The organism is Bradyrhizobium sp. (assembly GCF_017881085.1).
GTDB lineage: Bacteria > Pseudomonadota > Alphaproteobacteria > Rhizobiales > Xanthobacteraceae > Bradyrhizobium.
Window position 1 is genome coordinate 1 of sequence record NZ_JADGRI010000352.1, and the last position, 5209, is coordinate 5209.

The 5209-nt window shown below is 62.3% G+C and carries 2 protein-coding genes and 1 pseudogene; all 3 read left to right on the plus strand.

Translation table 11 applies throughout. From position 1 onward, the window contains the following. Positions 1-321 (plus strand): annotated as a pseudogene (locus QZ213_RS24175) (methyl-accepting chemotaxis protein); the annotation flags it as partial. Between the two features lie 224 nt (positions 322-545). Further along, positions 546-2990: a methyl-accepting chemotaxis protein gene (locus QZ213_RS24180; protein ID WP_291688599.1), complete on the plus strand. Its 2445-nt coding sequence runs from the start codon at positions 546-548 to the stop codon at positions 2988-2990. 209 nt (positions 2991-3199) lie between these two features. Next, on the plus strand, positions 3200-5209 hold a 2010-nt coding region (locus QZ213_RS24185), incomplete at its 3' end, for an efflux RND transporter permease subunit (RefSeq protein WP_291688600.1).

Sequence of the window (5209 nt, forward strand, 5' to 3'; positions counted from 1 at the left end):
ATCCAGGGCGCGACGCAGGAATCGGTGAACGCCATCAAGGAAATCAGCGGAACGATCGAAAAACTGTCCGAGATTTCCTCGACGATTGCCGCAGCCGTGGAAGAGCAGGGTGCCGCGACCCAGGAGATCTCCCGCAACGTCCAGCAGGCCGCGCAGGGCACCCAGCAGGTCTCCTCCAACATCACCGACGTGCAGCGCGGCGCCAGCGAGACTGGCTCGGCGTCATCGCAGGTGCTCTCGGCGGCGCAGTCGCTATCCGGCGACAGCAACCGGCTCAAGCTCGAGGTCGGCAAGTTCCTCAACTCGGTAAGGGCGGCCTGACGGACACAGGTATCCGGCTCCGCATATCCGCGCGCAGAGGATAACGAATCGCTCGCGGATATGCGAGTTAGCGCGGCAGTCGGCCAAACTCCCGTAGTCTTGCGGTTCGCGAAATTAACTGCAAATTGGCGGGTTCCGCCGTTATCTCTCTAGCAGTGGCAGTGCGGACTCCGACGGTCGTGCGGCCGGATTATCGATTAAACTCTTCATCCGGGAGCACGGCCATGCGAACAAATCTTCCCGTCACCAATGTGGAGTATCCAATTGGTGACGATGTCCTGATCGTCTCGAAGACGGACATCAAGGGAAGGCTGGTCTATTTCAACGATCAGTTCGTCAAGGCCTCGGGCTTCACCGAAGCGGAGCTGATCAATCAGCCGCATAATATCGTGCGCCATCCCGACATGCCGCCTGAGGCCTACGAGGATCTCTGGAAGACATTGAAGGAAGGCAAGCCCTGGGCCGGCGCGGTGAAGAACCGCCGCAAGAACGGCGACTTCTACTGGGTGCTGGCAAGTGCCACCCCGATCTGGGAAAATGGCCAGGTCACCGGTTACATGTCGATCCGCTCGAAGCTGCCCGCCGATCAGCGGCGTGAAGCCGAACAGGTCTATGCGCTCTTGCGCGCGGGCAAGGCGCAGGCCTGGCGCGTTGACGCCGGAGTGATCCGCCGCCGCTCGCTGTCCGACCATTTTGCCATCTTCACCCGCACGCTGAAGGCGCGCCTGACGACGCTGATCGCGGTTCAGGCGATGTTTGTCGTCATCATGGGCGTGATTGGATTGCTGGCCACGCAGAACAGCAACGCCAGGATGAAATCGATTTACGAAGACCGCGCGCTGCCGCTGGCGCAGTTGTTCGAAATCAACGACCGCTCGAAGGAAGCCTCCATCATGCTGTATGAGGCCGCCGTCAACGGACGGGCCGGCAAATCGGTCGACGGCGTGGCCGACAAGGTCCTGAAAAATTCCGAGGTCATCAGCAAGGTCTGGTCGGAATACATGGCGACCTATCTCACCCTGGAAGAGAAGGGCGTGGCGGACTCGTATTTGGCTTCGCGAAAGAACTACCGCGAGAACGGAATCAATGCCGGCCTGCCATTGCTCGCCGCCGGCAAGTTTGAGGAATTGGCTATTCTCCAGGCCGGAAAGGCCAGGGAGCTGTTCGGCCCGGTGAAGTCCGACCTGGACAAGCTCGTCGCGATCCAGGTGAAGGAAGCAAAATCCGAATTCGAAACAGCGCAACGCGAATACACCATCGTCATCGGACTTGTGGTTGCCCTGCTGTGCATGGGCCTCTTGTTCGGAGGGGTGCTCGGACTGCAGACGATCCGCGCCATCAGCCGGCCGATGGGGCGGCTCAACGGGGCGATGGACCAAATCGCGCAAGGCAAGCTGAATAGCCGCGTGATCGTCGAGCGCGACGACGAAATCGGCATCGCGCTGCGCAATATCCAGGCGATGCAGTCCAAGCTCGGATTTGACATGGAAGAGCGCAGGGACCGGGCTCGGATTGCCGAAGAGGAAAAGACCAAGGCGCTGAACGATATGGCCGAAACCGTCGAGCGCGAGACCAATACCGCGGTAGGCGAGGTATCCGGACAAATGGAGCGGATGGCCAGCAACGCCGCGTTGATGAACGATAGCGCAGCCACCGTCGGAACCAACAGCGGCAGCGTCGCCGCTGCGGCGGAGGAGGCGCTGGCGAATGCGCAGACCTTGACCCATGCCGCCGCCCAGCTCAGTGCGTCGATCGCGGAAATTGCCGGCCAGGTCAACTCGTCGCGCACACTGACGATCGAGGCGGTCTCGACTTCCACCAAGGCCCAGGCCACCATCGGCAAGCTTTCGGAGGCCGCCAGCAAGGTCGGCGCCGTGACCAGCTTGATCAGCGAGATCGCCAGCCAGACCAACCTGCTGGCGCTCAATGCGACGATCGAGGCGGCGCGCGCGGGCGAGGCGGGCCGCGGCTTTGCCGTGGTCGCATCCGAGGTCAAGTCGCTCGCCGAGCAGACCGCGAAAGCCACCAGCGAGATCGCCCAGCAGATCAGCGAGATCCAGGAGGCGACCCGGGAATCCGTCACCTCGATCAGCGCGATCGGCGATGTCATCCGCAGCGTCGAAGAGGTTTCTTCGCAGATCGCATCCGCGATTGAAAAGCAGAACACGGTCACGCTGGAGATTTCGCGGACGGTGGAGGAATCCACGCAGGCCGCCCGCGAGGTCGCAACCCAGATCGTCAACGTCTCGAATGAGGCGATCGAGACCGGACGCCGGGCCGCGGAGATCCGCGACGGCTCCGCCGAAATCGCCGGCAAGGTCGACAGCCTTCGTGAAACGCTGGTGCGTGTGGTCCGCACCTCGACGGCCGACGTCGACCGTCGAACCTCGGCCCGGCTGGATGTCGAACGGCATGGCACGATGGAAGCCGGCGGTAGGCTGCACAAGGTCGTCATTCGCAACCTTTCCGAGGGCGGCGCCATGATCGTGGATACCGTGGCTGGCGCGGGTGTCGGCAATCCCGTGGTGCTGAAGATCGATGGAACAGCCCTCAGCCTGGACGGCGTCATCGCCCGAAACGACGAGAATGGCACCATCGTCAAATTCAAATTGACCGAAGCCGCCGGAAAGCTGGTCAAGGACATGATGGCGGGCCGCCGCGCCGCCTGATCGGACGCCGGTCCGGCCGGGGTTCGGCGCCTTTCCGCCCGCGGCGGGAAGCGCCGGCGGACGGCTGTCGAGGATGTGAAGGCCGATTCCGCGCCGGGCGTTGGCTATTTGCCGCGGTTCAGGTAAATCAGCGCGACCGGATCGGTCTTTTGGGACGCAAGTTCCCGCCCTTCCACCTGACTTGTACCTGACTTGGGGCCCCCCGTTTTATGATCGCACTGGTGCGCATCGCGCTAAGCCGGCCGTACACTTTCGTCGTGCTCGCGCTGCTTCTGTTGATTATCGGACCGCTCGCCGCGCTGCGCACGCCGACCGACATTTTTCCGGACATCCGCATCCCCGTCATCGGCGTGGTCTGGCAGTATACCGGCCTGCCGCCGGACCAGATGGCCGGGCGCATCACCACGCCGTTCCAGCGGGCGCTGACGACCACCGTCAACGATATCGAGCATATCGTTGCCAACTCCTATAACGGCTTCGGCATCGTCAAGATCTTCTTCCAGCCGAATGTCGATATCCGCACCGCCAATGCCCAGGTCACCGCGATTTCGCAAACCCTGATCAAGCAGATGCCGCCCGGCGCCACGCCGCCCTTGATCCTGAACTACAGCGCTTCCACCGTTCCGATCATCCAGGTCGCCCTGTCCGGCGAGGGGCTAACCGAACAGAACCTCGCCGACATCGGCATCAACCAGCTGCGCACGCCGCTGGTGACGGTGCCCGGCGCCGCGATTCCCTATCCGTTCGGCGGCAAGCAGCGCCAGGTGCAGATCGATCTCAATCCACAGGCATTGCAGGCGCGCGGCCTGTCGGGGCAGGACGTCGCCAATGCGCTTGCTGCACAAAATCTGATCACGCCGGTCGGCACCCAGAAGATCGGCGGCTTCGAATACAACATCCAGCTCAACAATTCGCCCCTGAAGATGGAAGACCTCGGCGGTCTGCCGATCAAGACCGTGAACGGCGCGATGGTCTATGTCCGCGACGTCGCCAGCGTGCGCGACGGCAATCCGCCGCAGACCAATATCGTCCACGTCGACGGCAACCGTTCGGTGCTGATGATGGTGCTGAAGGCGGGTTCGATATCGACTCTCGATATCATCGCCGGTATCAAGCAGAAGGTCATCGACGTCAAGGACCAGCTGCCCGATGCGCTCAAGATCGGGTTCATCGGCGACCAGTCGATCTTCGTCCGCGGCGCCATCACCGGCGTTGCCTATGAGGGCATCATTGCCGCGCTTTTGACCAGCGTGATGATCCTGCTGTTTCTGGGAAGCTGGCGCTCGACCATCATCATTGCCGTCTCGATTCCGCTCTCGGTGCTCGGCGCGATCATCATGCTCTCGGCGATCGGCGAAACCCTCAACATCATGACGCTCGGCGGCCTGGCGCTCGCGGTCGGCATCCTGGTCGACGATGCTACCGTCACCATCGAGAACATCAACTGGCATCTGGAGCACGGCAAGGGCGTCGAAACCTCGATCATGGACGGCGCCAACCAGATCGTGACGCCGGCCTTCGTGTCGCTGCTCTGCATCTGCATCGTGTTCGTGCCGATGTTCTTCCTGACCGGCGTGGCACGCTTTCTGTTCGTGCCGATGGCCGAAGCCGTGATGTTCGCGATGATCTGGTCGTTCATCCTGTCGCGCACGCTGGTGCCGACCATGGCGAAATATCTGCTCAAGCCGCACGTGCATCATGACGGTGAGCCGCCGCCCACGCGCAACCCGCTGGTCAAATTCCAGCGCGGCTTTGAGGCGCGGTTCGAACGCATCCGGAGCGGCTACCGCGACCTGCTGACGCTGGCGATGCGGCGGCGGCCGGTTTTCGTGCTCGGGTTCCTGGGGCTGGTCGTGGCTTCCTTCCTTTTGGTTCCGTTTCTGGGACGGAATTTCTTTCCCTCGGTCGATGCCGGCTCGATCCTGATGCATGTCCGCACCCAGGTCGGCACCCGCGTCGAGGAAAGCGCCAATCAATTCGCCGACGTGCAGAAGGCAATCCGCAAGATCATTCCGCCGTCCGAAATCGAGACACTCGCCGACAACATCGGTATGCCGATCTCCGGCATCAACCTGACCTACAACAACACCGGCGTGGTCGGTACGCAGGATGGCGATATCCAGATCAAGCTGAAGGAAGGTCACCGGCCGACCGATGAATATGTGCAGGCGCTTCGCGAGCAGCTGCCGCGCGCGTTTCCCGGCATGACGTTTGCCTTC